Raw genomic sequence first — 1,017 nt, 5'->3', positions numbered from 1 at the left:
CGGGCTTGGGGACTCTTCTCCAGGTAGGGATCGGTCTTCTCGAGATAAGACCGCGATTGGGTGTAGGCTTGACTGAAGGCCTCATGCCCCGCCATGATCTCCCGACTCCGACTGGTCTCGAACAGCAGCACCTGGCTGGCAAACATATTGTATTGATCGCTGGCCTGCGCCAGCAGCGCGGACTTGTCTTTCTGGGCAAGCGCTTCACGCAGCGCATCCTGGTAGCGGATCAGCTGCAACTCCAGTACATAGAACTCCCACACAAAGTTGTCACGCCCTTGTGACGAACCACGCGTGACCCGCTCCACCTGCTGGTACTGAAACCAGGCGAGGCCGGCGACCGTGACCAAAATGAACACACCCAGCCCCAACAACAAGCGGCGAACAGGCAACTTGATTCCAGCATACAAACCATGAATCTTCATGGCTTACTTTGGGCAAGACAAGATGGGCCAGGCAAACTACACCTTACTCAACAACAATTTTTGTGAGTTGCCAGATAGAGCGCGAATAGTAGGTATCGTTTTTGAGTTTGGGTTTGCTGTCAAAAGGGTAGATCATGAACAGTGGCCCTCTGGTGCGAATCGTCAACTCGGCGCCATCCGCCCGACGGGCCAGCACGGGGCCGAATTCGGCGGCATCGTCAAAAGGCACTTTGATTTCATAATCATTGAGCGCCTTCATACGCAGCACCTTGCCTTTTGCCCCAACCGCATTCAAAACGTTTTGCAGTGAGGGGCCTGAAAAAGCAACCGAATTCTTATGCCACGGTGTTGTGGTCGAAAACTGGTTGACCTTCAAGGCGTCCAGCATGGCAGCGTCGAACTCGGCGAATTCGCCCGCGTTGCGCTGGCTGATCTGCCCACCAATGCTCAAAATCACCGGCCCTGTGGGCTTGGCAAGTATTTGAGCACCCGCCACACCTGACAAGGCAGCAAGCAGCCCCATTGAGACCCCGATTCGCCGCACTGCCCCAAGAGTTAATTTCATAGGACCACCCATTTTTATTTGTTACCG

At 54.6% G+C, this 1,017-nt stretch carries 2 protein-coding genes; both read right to left on the bottom strand.

Going from position 1 to position 1,017, the window contains the following annotated elements; translation table 11 throughout:
* The coding region (locus AC097L_RS26530) for a hypothetical protein (protein ID WP_479589671.1) at positions 1–425 on the bottom strand (425 nt) is incomplete at its 3' end.
* A gap of 43 nt (positions 426–468) precedes the next feature.
* The gene (locus tag AC097L_RS26525) at positions 469–990 is read right to left on the bottom strand and encodes a putative pterin-binding protein (RefSeq protein ID WP_479589670.1); all 522 of its coding nucleotides are present in this window, start codon (positions 988–990) and stop codon (positions 469–471) included.
* Between the last annotated feature and the right edge of the window lie 27 nt (positions 991–1,017).

The sequence above is a fragment of the Rhodoferax sp. RT5P35 genome, assembly GCF_056521385.1.
The sequence above is the reverse complement of the archived record's forward strand: the minus strand, read 5'-3'. Positions and strand labels throughout refer to the sequence as shown.